This window comes from Actinoplanes utahensis, assembly GCF_016862455.1.
Classification (GTDB): Bacteria; Actinomycetota; Actinomycetes; order Mycobacteriales; family Micromonosporaceae; genus Actinoplanes; species Actinoplanes utahensis.
Map to the genome: position 1 here is coordinate 1 of NZ_BOMZ01000104.1, position 13,797 is coordinate 13,797.

The window sequence follows — 13,797 nt, forward strand, 5'->3', positions numbered from 1 at the left end:
CGGCTGTCTCAGCGACGCTGAGACGGCAGTCAGAACCAGCCGGGGGTTTGATCGTTACAGGGAGGATGCTGCATAGTACTGTCCGTTTCATGGGCGACGATCGATCTTCGGCCCGTGCCGCGCAACGCCTGGCCGAGGCGGAGTCCAGCGCGCCGGCCGTGCACTACGACGATGAGGAGCGTCCGGCGCGTGAGCTGAGCGGCCGGGCCGGGGCTCTCGTCTCGATCGTCGCGTTCGGGGTGGCACTGCTGGTGCTGTGGCAGGTGTTCCGGCCGCTGTCGCAGGGCAGCCAGTACTACCTGATCATCTTCCTGGCGGGGACGCTGCCGCTGGTCTTCCTGGCGTACAAGTCGGGGGTCGGCAGAGGGCGGGAGACGCCCACCGTGACCGACTGGCTGCTCGCCGCCGTCGCCCTCGCGGTGTGCCTCTATCCGCTGGTCAGCGGCTACGACGCCTTCCTGGACCGGCAGGGCCTGCTCGCGCCGGTCGACGTCGCCTTCGGCGCCGTGCTGCTGATCCTGGTGGTCGAGGCCTGCCGGCGCACCACCGGGTGGGCGCTGCCCGTCGTCTGCCTTCTCTTCCTGGGGTACGGGTACTACGGCGGCCTGCTTCCCCAGACCTGGCCGATCGCGCACGCCGGGTTCGACTTCGCTCAGATCGTCGACGCCCTCTACAACTCGGGCAGCGGCTTCTACGGCACCCCGCTCGACGTGGCGGCCACGTACATCGTGCTGTTCACCATCTACGGCGCGGTCCTCGACCTGTCCGGCGCGAGCCGTTTCTTCGTCGATCTGTCGGTGGCCGCGTTCCGCCGGTCGAGGAGCGCGGCGGGACGGACCGCGGTCGCGGCCGGGTTCCTGCTGGGCACGGTCTCCGGGTCGGGCACCGCCACCGCCGTCAGTGTCGGCGCGGTGACCTGGCCGATGCTGCGGCGGGCCGGCTATCCGGCGGAGCAGGCGGGCGGGATGCTCGCGGCGGCCGGCGTCGGCGCGATCCTGTCCCCGCCGACGCTGGGTGCGGCCGCGTTCATCGTCGCCGAATACCTGAACGTCTCCTACCTGACCGTCCTCGGCTGGGCGATGATCCCGACCGTCCTCTACTACTTCGGCATCCTCCTGGCGGTGGAGATCGACGTGCGGCGGTTCGGGGTGCGCGGCATCGACGCCCCGGCGGCCGGCGCGTGGCGCCTGCTCGGCCGGTTCGGGTACCACTTCTCGTCCCTGATCGTCATCGTCGTGCTGCTCGCGCTGGGGGAGAGCGCCACCCGCTCGGTGGTGTACGCGACGATCCTGGCGGCCGCGTTGTCCTTCCTGGACCGCGGGGCCTGGCTGACCCCGCCGCGGATCTTCGCGGCGCTGGCCGCGGGCGTGCGCGGGGTCCTGCCGGTGGTCGCGGTCTGCGCCGCCGCCGGCATCGTCACCGCCACCACCACGAAGACCGGCCTCGGCGCCCAGTTGGCGTCATTGCTGGTCAACGGCGCCCGGGCGATCACCGACGAACCGCAGGCGGTGCTCGCGCTGACCGTGGTGCTGGCCGCGTTCGCGCTGGCGCTGCTCGGCCTGGCGGTGCCGGTGACGGCCAGTTTCATCATCGGCTGGGTGATCATCGGGCCGGCGCTGCTGACCCTCGGGGTGCCGGCGCCGGCGGCGGCCATGTTCGTCTTCTACTACTCGGTGCTCTCCGAGGTCACCCCGCCGACCGCGCTCGCCGCGGTGGGCGCCAGCGCGATCACCGGCGGCCGGGCCGTCCCGACGATGTGGCAGGCGCTGAAGTACGCGCTGCCGGCGTTCCTGGTGCCGATCGCGTTCGTGCTGACCGGCAACGGGGAGTACCTGCTGGCCCGCGGCCCGCTGCCGGGCGTGCTGTGGACGACGGCGGTGGCGATGATCGCGGTGTTCGCGCTGGCCGTCGCGACCGGCGCGTGGGTGCTGGGCGTCGGCGCGGCCGGCCCGGTGAGCCGGGTGCTGGCGGGCGTGGCCGGGCTGCTGCTGCTCTACCTGGACCCGGTGGCGGTCGCCGCCGGGGTGACGGTGCTGCTCCTGGCCGTGGCGGTCGCCTTCGTCGGGCGTACCCCGGAAAGAAGTTCCCCACAGACCCCCCTTTGAGATTCGCCCTTGCAGCACCCATGTCCGGAGGAAGCATGAGACGAATACTGAGTTGGGCGCTGGTCAGCGCGCTCGCGGCCGCCACCGCGGCGTGCGGCGGCCGGCAGGACACGGCGAGCACCGACACCGGAGGCGAGGTCACCTGCGAGGTGGGCCAGGCCACCCGGGTCGGCATCGCGACGGGCAACAACACCGGCGTGTACTTCGCGCTCGGCAACGCGTACGCCGAGCAGGTCAACGCCTCGAACAAGAACGTCCAGGCCACCGCGTCGGAGACCGGCGCCTCGGTGCAGAACATCCAGGCGCTGGTGGCCGGCACCTACGGGGTGGCGTTCTCGCTGGCCGACACGGCGGCCGACGCGGTGAACGGCGCCGGCAGCTTCACGGCGAAGCAACCGGTGGCGGCGCTGTCGCGGATCCACAGCAACTACACGCAGGTGATCGTCCGGAAGGCGGCCGGGATCAAGGACGTCGCCGGGATGAAGGGGAAGCGGGTCTCCACCGGCTCCCCGAAGTCCGGCACCGAGGTGATCGCGAACCGGCTGCTCACCGCGGCCGGGCTGAAACCGGAATCCGATGTCCAAGCGCAGAAACTGGACCTGACCAAGACCGTCGACGGGATCAAGGACGGCAGCATCGACGCGCTGTTCTGGTCCGGCGGCCTGCCCACGCCCGGCATCACCGACCTGCTCACCACGAGTAAGGATCAGGTGGAGTTCCTGGACATCACCCCGCTGCTGCCGGAGATGCAGAAGATCAACGAGGTCTATCAGGAGGGTGCCATCCCGGCGGCCACCTACCAGACCCCGGCCGACGTGAAGACCATCGTGGTCCCGAACGTCCTGCTGGTCCGCGAGGACCTGGACGCCGACGTGGCGTGCGTGCTCACCAAGGTGCTCTTCGAGAAGAAGACGCAGTTGGAGCAGGCCAACAAGGCGGCCGGGGAGATCAGCCTGGAGACGGCCCGCAAGACCAGCCCGGTGACGATCCACCGGGGCGCGGCCAAGGCCCTCGACGACCTGGGCGCCCCGAAGTAACGGCGATGATCGGCCGGCGCGGACCGCCACCGGGCCGGCCGATCACCACTGATTCCGCGAGCGGGTCTCCACGCGACGAACGTCCCGGCATGATCCGTCGCGCGGCCGGTCCGCGAACACTTTTCCTCCGTCGAAATTAATGGTTGCCATTCTTCGGATCGGCTACTAATGTTGGGCCCAGCTTCGAGCGAGTGATTACAGCGAGTCCTGAGGAGAGCAGCCATGTATCGTACCTATTGTCGTCCGGACAGGTGGTGTGGCTGAGCTCGCTGAAGCGATCTTCTCCGCGCCGCCCGTCCCGTCTGGGATAGGCGGCGTTTCTCATTTCACCTGCTAAAACTCCCGCGGGCGCGCCGAAGTTGGAGAGTCGGGGCCGGCTGTAAACCGGTTGCCCAGTGCTGAGCAGGTTCAAATCCTGCCGCCCGCACGGAATTGTTTTATGAATTGATTCCGATCGCATGCCCGAGTGGTCAGGGAGCCGCCTGCAAAGCGGTCCACGCCGGTTCGAATCCGGCTGCGGTCTCTTCTTGTCGTGAACCCGATGGCGTTTCCGGTGGTACACCCCGCAAGATGGAGGTCCAGCAGGGGAGACCGGATGACCCTCGTACGCGCCGTGGTGTGGGTGTTCCTGCTCGTCAATCTCACGATCATCCATCTGCTGTTCGTCACGGCGGGTCCGCCCGCCTCCGGCCCGCTCGGTCAGGCCGGCCGCCTGCTCGGGCTCTACCTGGCGTTCGCGCTGGTGGTGCAGGTGCTGCTGGTCGCCCGGGTGCCGCTGCTGGACCGGGCGTTCGGCATGGACCGCCTCACCGGCTGGCACCGCTGGACCGGGCTCACCGTCTTCTGGCTGGCGCTGCTGCACCCGGCCTTCGTGATCGCCGGATTCGCCCGCCACGACCGGGTCCCGGCGCCGGCCACCCTCCTGACACTGGCCGCCCAGATCCCCGTGCTGCTCGGCATGATCGCCGTGACCCTCGTCGTCGTGGTCGTCGCGCTCTCCGTGCGGGCGGCCCGGCGGCGGCTCTCCTACGAGACCTGGCACGCCGTCCACCTGCTGCTCTACATCGTGCTGACGCTCGGCATCGTGCACCAGGTCTACGAGGGCACCGCCTTCACCGTCAACCTGGTCACCATGGCGTACTGGTGGGGGTTGTGGGCGTTCGCGATCGGCGCGCTGCTCACCGGCCGCCTGATCCTGCCGCTGATCCGCAACCGGCGGCATCGGCTGCGCGTCGCCGCCGTCGTCCCCGAATCCGGCGACGTGGTGTCGGTGCACGTCACCGGCCGCGATCTGGACCGGCTGCGGGCACGGGCCGGGCAGTTCTTCCTGTGGCGGTTCCCGGGCCACAACCGGTGGTGGCAGGTCAACCCGTTCTCCCTGTCCGCCGCGCCGAACGGGCGGTCGCTGCGGCTCACCGCCAAGGCGATCGGGCCGACCAGCGCCGGGCTGCGGGATCTGCCGGTCGGGGCGCGCGTGTTCGCCGAGGGCCCGTACGGAGCGTTCACCCTGGCCCGCCGCACCCGCCCGGCCACCCTGATGATCGCCGGCGGGATCGGGGTCACCCCGGTCCGGGCCCTCCTCGAAGACCCGGACCTGGGCGACGACGTGATCATCATCTACCGGGTGCGCAGCGGTGCCGACGCGGTCCTGCTCGGCGAGATGCGCAACCTGGCCCGCGGACGCGGCGCCCGCCTGCACCTGATCACCGGCCGGACCGGCGGCGCCAACCAGCCGTTCCACCCGGACAACCTGCGCCGCCTGATCCCCGACATCGAGGACCGCGACGTGTACGTGTGCGGGCCGGCCGCCCTGACCCGGGCCGTCCTCGCCACCCTGCGCACCCTGAAGGTTCCGTCCCGTCAGGTGCACGCCGAACTGTTCCGCCTCGCCGGCGGCTCCTGAGACACACAGCGCCTAGTGTTCGCTCTCCACCAGCTCGATCAGGCCGGCCAGGTCGGCGGCGAGGACCTCGTCCAGGCCGGCCATCGAGGCGTACAGCTCGGCGGCTCGCGGACCGTCGATCCGCGCGTGCAGTTCGAGGCGGCTGCCCGTGCCGTCGGGATGCGACTCGTGACGGACCGTCAGCTCGCCGCCGTCGAGGACCACGGTGTCCTGGAACGCCGCCCCCGGTACCAGGTCACTGACCCGTATCGGGGTCTCCACGCCGTCCCGGGTCTTCATCACCCCGGTGGCGCCGGCCCGCACCGGCCCGTCCAGCCGGATGTACTCCATGCCGGGCGCCCACTCCGGATGCGTCGCCACGTCACACCAGCGGGCGTGGAAGAACGCGGGAGCGACCCGCGACTGGGCCCGGACCACCGGAAACTCGATCATGGGCGGGGATGCTACCGAGCCGGCAGATCGCGAACCTCCAGGACGCGGGCGGTGGGCACGGCCTCGCCGACGGCGGCACGCAGCGCGACACGATCCGGATCCTGCAGGTACGCCGCCAGCCCGGCCCGGTCCCGGAACCGGATCACGTGCACCTCCGACCCGGCCGGCCCGGTGTCGCGCATCCGCCGTTCCAGCGTCCCGCCGTGGCGCTCCAGCAACGCCAGAACCGCGTCCTCGTACCGTTGTCCCGCCTCCGCCTCGCCGTCGGCCATCTCGACCACCGCGACCAGCAGTAGATCCTTCTCCGTCATGCCGATCAGTATCGGCCCGCCCGGCACCGATCGAGGTTCCGGCGTCCACCTCGGACGTCGCGGTCATCGGGCCGCGGCAAATCGGTGGAGCCCGGGCCGCCGTACCGGTCATGATCTGCGGCATGAGTGGCAGGTTGCGGGCGATCGCGCAGGAGACGGTCGCGATCGTGGAGCGTGGACGGTTCGACGGCCCGGACGGTGTCGTCGACATCGCCGCCGCGGTGGCAGCGGCGGTGGCGGGCACCCGCCTGCACCTGCCGGACGAGGTGCTGACCCCGGACCCCGGCCCGCCGGTCACGCCGGAGATCGAGGTGACCGGCGAGTCCAGTCTCGCCGCGGCGCGACGGCTCGGGGACGGTGTGGCCTGCCTCAACTTCGCGTCGGCCCGCAACCCCGGCGGCGGCTTTCTGAACGGCGCGCAGGCGCAGGAGGAGAGCATCGCGCGGAGTTCGGCGATCTACCCGTCGCTGCTGGCGGCCGGGGACTTCTACGCCTTCCACCGGGCCGACCGCGGCATCCTCTACAGCGACCGGGTCGTCTATTCGCCGCGGGTGCCGGTGTTCCGCGACGACCGGGGGCGGCTCCTGCCGTACGCGTACCCCGTCTCGTTCCTGACCGCGGCCGCGCCCAACCGTGCGATGATCGCCCGCGACCAGCCCGCGCTGCTTCCGCAGGTGCCGGGCGCGCTCGCCCGGAGGGCGGCGCGGATCCTGGACGTGGCCGCCGCGCACGGCCACCGGGAACTGGTGCTGGGTGCCTGGGGCTGCGGCGTCTTCGGCAACGATCCCGGTGCGGTGGCCCGGGTCTTCGCGGCCGCGCTGCGGGAGCGGCGGTGGTTCGACCGGATCGTCTTCGCGATCCTCGACCGCCGGGAGACCGTCCGCGACGAGTTCCGCGCCGCCTTCGCCTGAGGGGCCCGGCCGGGCCGCTTCGGCGTCAGCCTCCGCGATCTTGATCGATTTCCCACCGGAAACGAGGGTGAATCGTCCAAGATCGCTGGGGGTTGAGCCCGGGGCGGCCGTTACGGTCGGGCGGAACGGTTCTTGTGGCTAACGGTAGGGTGACGGTTACCGCCTGTTCGCCTGGCTGGAGAGTGCTCATGACCACGGATGCCGATGATGTGCTGTTCCGTCTCGGTCGCTGGGCGATCGCGAAGATCTGGTTCGGTGTCGTGGTGTCCGGGGCCTACGCAATCGGGCTGCACTTCGACTGGCCGCGGATGTTCCTCACGGCGGCGGCGGTGCTCGGGGCGGTGGCGCTCGCGCTCGCCTCGTCGTTCCTGCCGGTCTGGACGCGGGCCCGGCCCAGTGGCATCCCGGTCGCCGACATCGGGCTGCGGGTGATGGTGTGGGGCGGGCTGTCCGCCGTGGCCGGGGCCCTGCTCGTCGGGATGCCGTCGGTCGGCATGGTCGCGGCGGCGCTGCTGCTCACCACGGCGGCCCGCACGTTCGGCGATCCGTTCGCGCCGGTGCTGCGCCGTCTCCGGATCACCCCGCCGGTGCGTCACGGCCGGGCGGCGAGCGCGGAGACGCGGCGCGGGACCGGGTCCCGCGCCGCGTGCCGTTAGAGCGCTGTGCCGTCAGAGCGGTGTGTGAACCAGGGGCGCGGACGGCGGCCGAGGCCCACACGCGGCCGGGGTCAGCTCTTCTGGGACTGGCGCCAGTCGCGGACGGCGTCGCGGGTCTTGTCGAAGATGGCGAGGGGCGGGCCGGCGATCAGGTTCGCAACCGGGTTCTCGCCGGCGTTCGGGTGCGGGCGGGTCGGTGACACCGCCTCGGCGGCGCGGAGGGCGCCGGCCATCCGGACCAGGGTCTTCGGGTCGGTCCTGGTGCGCAGCAGCGGGAACTCCTCCTGCTCCTCGTGCAGGGCGTGGCTGAGCACCGCGGCCTCGAACTCGGCGAACCGCGCGTCGAACTCGGGGGAGTCGACGCCCAGGTCGTAGAGGGCGGCGAGGGCGCGTTTGGCCTCGTTCTCCTCCTCGAGGCGGGCCTCCACCACGTCGTCGCCGGCGTCGTCGCGGGCGGCCGGGTGCACGACCTGCTCCTCGGCGCTCTCGTGCACGGCGAGCAACCGGGTCAGCTCATGGAAAGCGTCGCGCTTCGGCTCCCCGACGGACTGGTTCACCCGGGTGAAGAGGGCCTTGATCTGCTGATGCTGGCTGAGCAGCAGTTCGATGACGTCTTGTTCTTCCTGAACTGTGGTCATGCGTTTCTGCCTACCCGCGAGCGCCGCGGACTAACGTCCCGGGCGGGACGTAAGGCGAAGTGATCAGGAACGCACGAGCTTGAAATAGGTATGCTGTCATACCTAATAATGGGTGCATGACCGAGACGGCCGTGGCCCTGATGCACCTGGCACACCAGCTGCACCGCAACCTGGACCGCCGGCTGCAGGCCGACTTCAGCCATCCGCGACCGCCCGAGGCGCAGATCGTGGCGCTGTGGCACGTGCGGGAGCGGCCGGGCATCACCGTCCGGGAGCTGGCCGACGAGTTGCAGCTCAAGGCGAACAACGCCAGTGCCCTGGTCACCGCCATGGTCAACGGCGGGCTGCTGCGCCGCGAACCCGATCAGAGGGACCGCCGCGTGGTCCGCCTGCACCACACCGAGGAGTCGCTGCGCCGCATCGACGAGGTGCAGGGCAACTTCAGCGGATACCTCGACGCCGCCCTCGCGAGCCTCGAACCGGGACAGCGCGCCGCCGTCGAGGCGGCTCTCCCGGCGCTCGCCCTGATCGCGCAGCACGTCCGGGACGGCGGCCGCTGATCACCGCGACCACACGCATGACCCGCCGGCGCCGAACGATCCGCGCCGGCGCTGACGCCGCCGCCTCGAACTGACGCGACGGCCATGGCCCGGCGGGGGCCGCCCCGCCCGTACCACCTCGAATGTCGCTCCGGGCAGACCCGGAGCCGATGACGCACGCCCAGATACGGAGATCTCATGTCCTCGGCAACATCCACCGAGACACCCGCCCCCACCGGCCGGCGCGGCAACCCCTGGCTGTCGCTGATCGCCGTCGCGTTCGGCCTGTTCATGGTCGGCCTGGACGGCAGCGTCGTGTCGATCGCCAACCCGGAGATCGGCCGGGACCTCGGCGCCAGCACCGCAGAGCTGCAGTGGGTCACCAACTCCTACCTGCTCGCCCTGGCCGGCGCGCTGATCCTCGGCGGCAAGCTCGGTGACCGTTTCGGGCGCCGCCGTTACTACCTGATCGGCGTCGCCGGCTTCACCGTCGCCAGTGTCGCGATCGGACTCGCCGGAAGCGTCGAGGGCGTCGTCGCCTTCCGTGCCGCGCAGGGCTTCTTCGGCGCGCTGCTCATGCCGAACACGCTCGGCATGCTGCGCGCGGTCTTCCCGCCGAAGAGGTTCGGCATGGCGGTCGGCATCTGGGCGATGGTCTCGTCGGTCTCCACCGCGCTCGGCCCGATCGTCGGCGGCCTGCTCGTCGAGCACGTGAACTGGGAGTCGGTCTTCTACATCAACGCGCCGATCGGCCTGATCGCCCTCGCCTTCAGCGCGTGGGTGCTGCCGGAGAGCAAGAACTCGACCGGTCACCACCGGTTCGACGTGCCCGGTGTGGTGCTGCTCGCCCTCGGCCTGCTGGTTCTGGTGTTCGGCGTGGTCAAGGGCGAGACCTGGGGCTGGGCTTCGGCCTCCACGATCGGCACCATCGTCGCCGGCCTGCTGATCCTCGTCCTGTTCGGATGGTACGAGACCCGGCAGGAGCACCCGCTGCTGCCGATGCGGCTGTTCCGCAGCCCGGCGCTGACCATCGGCGCGGTGATCACCGCGATCAACTTCTTCACGCTGCTCGGGTCGATCTTCTACCTCATGCTGTACCTGCAGAACGTCCGCGGTTACAGCCCGGTCTGGGCCGGTGTGATCACCCTGCCGCTGAGCATCGCGTCGGTCGTCGCCTCACCGATCGGCGCCGCGCTCACCGACCGGTACGGCCCGCGCCTGACCATGCCGATCGGCATGGTGCTCCAGGGCGCCGCCTCGTTCGGCCTGATGTCGCTGGACGCGGATTCCGGCTACTGGGCGATGTGGCCCAGCTTCATCGGCCTCGGCCTGGGCATCGGCATGGTGATGGCCGCGTCGTCGGAGGCGATCGTCGGCAACGCCCCGGTCAAGGACGCCGGGGTGGCCGGCGGCCTGCAGGCCACCATGCTGCAGATCGGCGGCGCGCTCGGCACGTCCGTGCTGATCTCGCTGATCAGCAGCCGGGTCGGCGCCACCCTGGTGGACTCGCTCGCCACGGCGGGGGTGCCGGCGCCGATGGCGCAGGGCCTCGCCGAGGCCCGGGACGCGGTGGCCATGGGGGTCGCCCCGGTCACGGCCGACATGCCCGAGCAGGTACGGGCGGCGATCGTCGAGGGCTCCGCGACCGCGTTCCTCGACGGTGTGCACACGGCCGCCCTGGTCGCCGGGGTGCTGTGCGTGCTCGGCGCGGTCCTCGCGGCGGTCGGGGTACGCCGCCGGTAGATCCTCCGGTTCCTGGTCCGGGCGGTTGCTCAGAGGTTGCGGGCGGTTGCCGACGTGAGTAGTACGGGTGGCCGCGGCCCGCCCGGATCAGGGGGACGGATGATGAGCGAAGTTGCCGGTGGGACGACCGGGCGGCGAGGGTGGGCCGACCTCAGCGTCAATCTCAAGATCATGATCGCGATCACGGTGGCCGCCGTGATCGCCCTGCTGATCGGCGTGCTCGGCCTCCGGGCGCTCGCCTCGGCCAGCGACTCGGCCCAGTCGATCTACCGGATCAACCTGCTGGGCGTGACCGCCCTGGGCTCGGTGCAGAACGGGATGACCCAGTCCCGGCTCGACCTGGCCAACAACGCCCTCAACACCGACCCCGCCGCCAAGCGGAAGTACGAGACGGCGTACCGCGACGACGTCGAGGCGGTCGAGGCGGCCTGGGCCGAGTACGAGCTCACCGACCCGGTCCCGGACCGGGCCATGATCGACGCCATGCTGGCGGACTGGGCCGCGATCCAGAAGATCGCCGCCGAGCAACTGCTGCCGGCCTCGAACCGCAACGACCTCAAGACCTGGACGTCGGTCCGCAACGGCGAGATGCAGACCCTGATCACCGACATCAGGGAGAGCATCGCCGAGATGATCCGGATCGAGCAGGGCGCCGCGGCGGGCGCCGCCGAGAACGCCCGCTCCTCCTACGAGTCCAGCCGCATCCAGTCGATCGTGCTGCTCGTCCTCGGCATCGCCGGCGCGCTCGTCCTCGGCATGATGGTGGCCCGCGGCATCGTCCGGTCCCTCACCCGGGTCACCGGCGTCTGCGAGAGCCTCGCCGACGGCGACCTGACCCGGCAGACCGGGCTCACCAGCCGCGACGAGCCCGGCCGGATGGGACGCGCGCTGGACGCCGCGATCACCCGCCTGCGCGACACCGTCAGCACCATCGGCGGTTCCGCGGTCACCCTGGCCGGCGCCTCCGAGGAACTCTCCGCGGTCAGCGCACAACTCCAGTCCGGCGCCGCCAACGTCGCCGAGCGAGCCGGCTCGGCCAGCTCCGCCAGCGAGGACGTCAACGTCGGCGTCCAGTCGATCGCGGCGGGCGCCGAGGAGATGAGCGCCTCGATCGCCGAGATCGCCTCCAACGCCTCCGACGCGGCCCGTGTCGCCCAGGAGGGCATGTCGGTCGCCGAACGCACCAACAACCAGGTCGCCGAACTCGGCGCGGCCAGCGCCGAGATCGGCGACGTGGTCCGGCTGATCACCAGTATCGCCGAGCAGACCAACCTGCTCGCCCTGAACGCCACCATCGAGGCCGCCCGCGCCGGCGAACTCGGCAAGGGCTTCGCCGTGGTCGCCGGCGAGGTCAAGGAGCTCGCCCAGCAGACCGCCAAGGCCACCGAGGAGATCACCGGGCGGATCGGCGCCATCCAGGAGTCCAGCGGCCAGGCGGCCACCGCGATCGGCGAGATCACCCAGGTCATCCAGCGGATCGGTGACTACACCACGACGATCGCCTCGGCCGTCGAGGAGCAGACCGCCACCACCGGCGAGATGAGCCGGTCCGTCGCCGAGGCGGCCACCAGCAGCGGTGAGGTGGCCCGGACCGTCTCCGGCGTCGCCGAGGTCGCCGCCGCCACCGCCGAAGGCGCCCGCGCCACCCAGCAGGCCGCGGTCGACCTGACCCGGCTCGCCGGCGACCTGACCAACCTGGTCGGCGGCTTCCGCCACTGATGTGTAAGGGGACAGCGTTGTCGTCGGAAGCTCCCTACGGACTCACGTCGCCCACCATGGACGACGCGCGGGACGCGGTGCACCGGGTGCACGGGCCGGACGGGCCCCGAGTCTGGAGCCACCTGCTCCAGGCGGCCGGGCTGACCGGTCAGGAACCCGACGCGTTCGAGAGGATGCTGCGGCTGATGGCCTCCGCCGACCCGACCACCCGGCTGTGCGCGACCGCCCTGCAGATCCGGGCCAGTTCCTACGGGCACCTCGCCGCCGCCCACAGCAGCCTTCGTTCACACAGCGGATAGGGGATCGTCGTGAACACCGAACTGTTCGACCGCCTCGGCATCCCGGACCGGATGCGGGAGATCGCCGCCTACGACCTGTGGGACGACGGACTCCGGGCCGGACTGGACGCCATCGCGAAACGCAGCGCCACCCTGATGGATGCGCCGGTCTCGCTCGTGTCGATGGTGCTGGACACCTCCCAGTTCATCCTCGGCTCGTACGGGGTCACCAGCTGGGTCGCCGAGGTGCAGGGCGTGCCCGCCGAATGGTCGATGTGCACGCACACCGTCCTCGCCGGCGAACCGTACTGCGTGGTGGACGGCCTGTCCGACCCCCGGCACACGGAGAACCCCTTCCTGCGGATGACCGGGCTGCGCAGCTACCTCGGGGTGCCTCTGCTCGGTCCCGGCGGGCACACGCTCGGCGCACACTGCGTGATCGACGGCCGGCCGCGAATCTTCAGCGACCTCGATCTGGCGGTGGTCACCGACGGCGCCGAACAGGCGATGGCCCTGCTGGAGTCGTACCGTCGCCCTTCCTAATCGAGCGGTGTCCCGTCCCACCGCCACTCCGCGCGGCGCGGATGGCCGGGCATCTCACCGCGGCCGGTCGCCCAGAGCAGGACCGGCCAGGCGGCGGCGGTGGTGCGCGGGACGTCGCGGAACAGGCGGCGCAGCACCCGGTCGCACAGATCCTCCGGCGGGTTCCACGGCAGGCCCAGGCCCACAGCGACGTCATGCGTGTGCACCAGCGTCTCCACGACACCCATCGCGGCGAAACCCGCGGCATCCGAGACACCGTAGGGATGCCAGGACCGCCGGTCCGGTGGGGTGACCGCCACCACCGCGGCCAGCAGCCCACCGGCGGCGTCCAGCAATTGCAGCAGGCCGTCCGGGCCGGCGTCCGCCTGTGCGTAAAGGGTGAGCGCGGGAGCTCCGGGACGGCTGCGCCGCCATCCGAAGGGGACGTAGGACTCTTGCGGGGGATTCTCCGGCGTCAATTGCATGGCGTACGCGAAAAGATCGTCGGCGATGTGCTCCACGGTCTCCCGGACCGACCATTCCAGATCGCCCGCTCGCCGGTCCCAGTCCTGGCCGGTCGCCGTGCGGAGAGTGCCGACGGCCAGGGACACGGCGAGGCGGACGTCCTCTTCGTTCTGCTTCATGGCGGCAATTTATTGGTACGGGGATCGGCGGGCACGCGTTTTTGTCATACCCCCCGCGCATCATCGAGGTATGGGAGAACCAGCAACGCCGATTCGCCGCCGGATCGAGCTCACTGTGGCTGAGGCTCGCTTGCGGTTCCAGCAACTGGTCCGGGTCACCGGGCTGACCGGTCAGGTCACCGTCGTGGTCGACGGGGGCCGGCCGATCGCGGCCATCGTTCCGGCCTCCACCGTGCTCGGTGACGGGTCGTCCTCCTCTTCCCCCGCCTCCTTCCCGCCCTCCTCGTCCCGTGCCCCCGTTCCGTCCTCCTCCCCGCCGTCCTCTCCGGCTTCCGCTCCTTCGCGCCCTCCGGCCTCCG

At 71.1% G+C, this 13,797-nt stretch carries 15 protein-coding genes and 2 tRNA genes; 12 read left to right on the forward strand and 5 right to left on the reverse strand.

Translation table 11 applies throughout. The features are described 5' to 3' along the window. Nucleotides 1–89: 89 nt before the first annotated feature. The 5 genes from Aut01nite_RS36430 to Aut01nite_RS36450 all read left to right on the forward strand — a co-directional run bounded on the left by Aut01nite_RS36430 (nt 90) and on the right by Aut01nite_RS36450 (nt 5,045). Nucleotides 90–2,105 carry a TRAP transporter permease gene (locus Aut01nite_RS36430; protein ID WP_083999629.1) on the forward strand — a complete coding sequence of 672 codons (2,016 nt, stop codon included), beginning with the start codon at nt 90–92 and terminating at the stop codon, nt 2,103–2,105. 35 nt (nt 2,106–2,140) lie between these two features. Further along, nucleotides 2,141–3,142, forward strand: coding sequence for a TAXI family TRAP transporter solute-binding subunit (locus tag Aut01nite_RS36435; protein WP_052164258.1), 1,002 nt, complete (start codon nt 2,141–2,143; stop codon nt 3,140–3,142). Between the two features lie 344 nt (nt 3,143–3,486). After that, nucleotides 3,487–3,569: transfer RNA gene (locus tag Aut01nite_RS36440), tRNA-Tyr, on the forward strand. Nucleotides 3,570–3,594: 25 nt separating this feature from the next. Continuing rightward, a tRNA-Cys gene (locus Aut01nite_RS36445) sits at nt 3,595–3,665 on the forward strand. Between the two features lie 72 nt (nt 3,666–3,737). Next, entirely contained in the window at nt 3,738–5,045 is a 1,308-nt protein-coding gene (locus tag Aut01nite_RS36450) for a ferredoxin reductase family protein (RefSeq protein WP_043529598.1), read from the forward strand. 12 nt (nt 5,046–5,057) lie between these two features. Here the strand turns inward: Aut01nite_RS36450 and Aut01nite_RS36455 are convergent, their stop codons facing one another. Together Aut01nite_RS36455 and Aut01nite_RS36460 are read right to left on the reverse strand one after the other, a co-directional pair. Next, nucleotides 5,058–5,477: an SRPBCC family protein gene (locus Aut01nite_RS36455; RefSeq protein WP_043529597.1), complete on the reverse strand. Its 420-nt coding sequence runs from the start codon at nt 5,475–5,477 to the stop codon at nt 5,058–5,060. Nucleotides 5,478–5,488: 11 nt separating this feature from the next. Beyond that, nucleotides 5,489–5,788, reverse strand: coding sequence for a hypothetical protein (locus Aut01nite_RS36460; protein WP_043529617.1), 300 nt, complete (start codon nt 5,786–5,788; stop codon nt 5,489–5,491). A 122-nt stretch (nt 5,789–5,910) separates the two neighbouring features. Here Aut01nite_RS36460 and Aut01nite_RS36465 point away from each other — a divergent pair, with 122 nt between their 5' ends. Beyond that, the gene (locus Aut01nite_RS36465; RefSeq protein WP_043529595.1) at nt 5,911–6,699 is read left to right on the forward strand and encodes a TIGR02452 family protein; all 789 of its coding nucleotides are present in this window, start codon (nt 5,911–5,913) and stop codon (nt 6,697–6,699) included. Nucleotides 6,700–6,887: 188 nt separating this feature from the next. Next, the gene (locus Aut01nite_RS36470) at nt 6,888–7,355 is read left to right on the forward strand and encodes a hypothetical protein (protein ID WP_152628952.1); all 468 of its coding nucleotides are present in this window, start codon (nt 6,888–6,890) and stop codon (nt 7,353–7,355) included. Nucleotides 7,356–7,426: 71 nt separating this feature from the next. On the opposite strand, the gene Aut01nite_RS36475 is transcribed toward Aut01nite_RS36470, so the two are convergent. Continuing rightward, nucleotides 7,427–7,993, reverse strand: a complete 567-nt coding sequence (locus Aut01nite_RS36475) for a hemerythrin domain-containing protein (protein WP_043529591.1) — start codon at nt 7,991–7,993, stop codon at nt 7,427–7,429. Between the two features lie 116 nt (nt 7,994–8,109). Between Aut01nite_RS36475 and Aut01nite_RS36480 the strand changes: the two genes are divergently transcribed. From Aut01nite_RS36480 to Aut01nite_RS36500, 5 genes are all read left to right on the forward strand, one after another. Continuing rightward, the gene (locus tag Aut01nite_RS36480) at nt 8,110–8,553 is read left to right on the forward strand and encodes a MarR family winged helix-turn-helix transcriptional regulator (RefSeq protein ID WP_043529590.1); all 444 of its coding nucleotides are present in this window, start codon (nt 8,110–8,112) and stop codon (nt 8,551–8,553) included. Between the two features lie 177 nt (nt 8,554–8,730). Further along, nucleotides 8,731–10,275: an MFS transporter gene (locus Aut01nite_RS36485; protein WP_043529588.1), complete on the forward strand. Its 1,545-nt coding sequence runs from the start codon at nt 8,731–8,733 to the stop codon at nt 10,273–10,275. Nucleotides 10,276–10,374: 99 nt separating this feature from the next. Continuing rightward, nucleotides 10,375–11,994, forward strand: coding sequence for a methyl-accepting chemotaxis protein (locus tag Aut01nite_RS36490; protein ID WP_052164257.1), 1,620 nt, complete (start codon nt 10,375–10,377; stop codon nt 11,992–11,994). 56 nt (nt 11,995–12,050) lie between these two features. Then, complete coding sequence (locus tag Aut01nite_RS36495; protein WP_236643002.1) at nt 12,051–12,293, forward strand: hypothetical protein; 243 nt, start codon at nt 12,051–12,053, stop codon at nt 12,291–12,293. A gap of 9 nt (nt 12,294–12,302) precedes the next feature. Next, nucleotides 12,303–12,815 (forward strand): GAF domain-containing protein, encoded by a 513-nt coding sequence (locus Aut01nite_RS36500; protein WP_043529584.1) that lies wholly within the window; start codon nt 12,303–12,305, stop codon nt 12,813–12,815. On the opposite strand, the gene Aut01nite_RS36505 is transcribed toward Aut01nite_RS36500, so the two are convergent. Next, nucleotides 12,812–13,438, reverse strand: coding sequence for a maleylpyruvate isomerase N-terminal domain-containing protein (locus tag Aut01nite_RS36505; RefSeq protein WP_043529582.1), 627 nt, complete (start codon nt 13,436–13,438; stop codon nt 12,812–12,814). The two genes, Aut01nite_RS36500 and Aut01nite_RS36505, sit on opposite strands and share 4 nt — an antisense overlap. Nucleotides 13,439–13,609: 171 nt before the next feature. Continuing rightward, a partial coding sequence (locus Aut01nite_RS36510; protein WP_204037877.1) for a hypothetical protein occupies nt 13,610–13,797 on the reverse strand: 188 nt, incomplete at its 5' end.

Coding starts and splice junctions, on each gene's coding strand:
- Aut01nite_RS36430 (WP_083999629.1), top strand. CDS start 90: ATGGGCGACGATCGATCTTCGGCCCGTGCCGCGCAACGCCTGGCCGAG.
- Aut01nite_RS36435 (WP_052164258.1), top strand. CDS start 2,141: ATGAGACGAATACTGAGTTGGGCGCTGGTCAGCGCGCTCGCGGCCGCC.
- Aut01nite_RS36450 (WP_043529598.1), top strand. CDS start 3,738: ATGACCCTCGTACGCGCCGTGGTGTGGGTGTTCCTGCTCGTCAATCTC.
- Aut01nite_RS36455 (WP_043529597.1), bottom strand. CDS start 5,477: ATGATCGAGTTTCCGGTGGTCCGGGCCCAGTCGCGGGTCGCTCCCGCG.
- Aut01nite_RS36460 (WP_043529617.1), bottom strand. CDS start 5,788: ATGACGGAGAAGGATCTACTGCTGGTCGCGGTGGTCGAGATGGCCGAC.
- Aut01nite_RS36465 (WP_043529595.1), top strand. CDS start 5,911: ATGAGTGGCAGGTTGCGGGCGATCGCGCAGGAGACGGTCGCGATCGTG.
- Aut01nite_RS36470 (WP_152628952.1), top strand. CDS start 6,888: ATGACCACGGATGCCGATGATGTGCTGTTCCGTCTCGGTCGCTGGGCG.
- Aut01nite_RS36475 (WP_043529591.1), bottom strand. CDS start 7,993: ATGACCACAGTTCAGGAAGAACAAGACGTCATCGAACTGCTGCTCAGC.
- Aut01nite_RS36480 (WP_043529590.1), top strand. CDS start 8,110: ATGACCGAGACGGCCGTGGCCCTGATGCACCTGGCACACCAGCTGCAC.
- Aut01nite_RS36485 (WP_043529588.1), top strand. CDS start 8,731: ATGTCCTCGGCAACATCCACCGAGACACCCGCCCCCACCGGCCGGCGC.
- Aut01nite_RS36490 (WP_052164257.1), top strand. CDS start 10,375: ATGATGAGCGAAGTTGCCGGTGGGACGACCGGGCGGCGAGGGTGGGCC.
- Aut01nite_RS36495 (WP_236643002.1), top strand. CDS start 12,051: ATGGACGACGCGCGGGACGCGGTGCACCGGGTGCACGGGCCGGACGGG.
- Aut01nite_RS36505 (WP_043529582.1), bottom strand. CDS start 13,438: ATGAAGCAGAACGAAGAGGACGTCCGCCTCGCCGTGTCCCTGGCCGTC.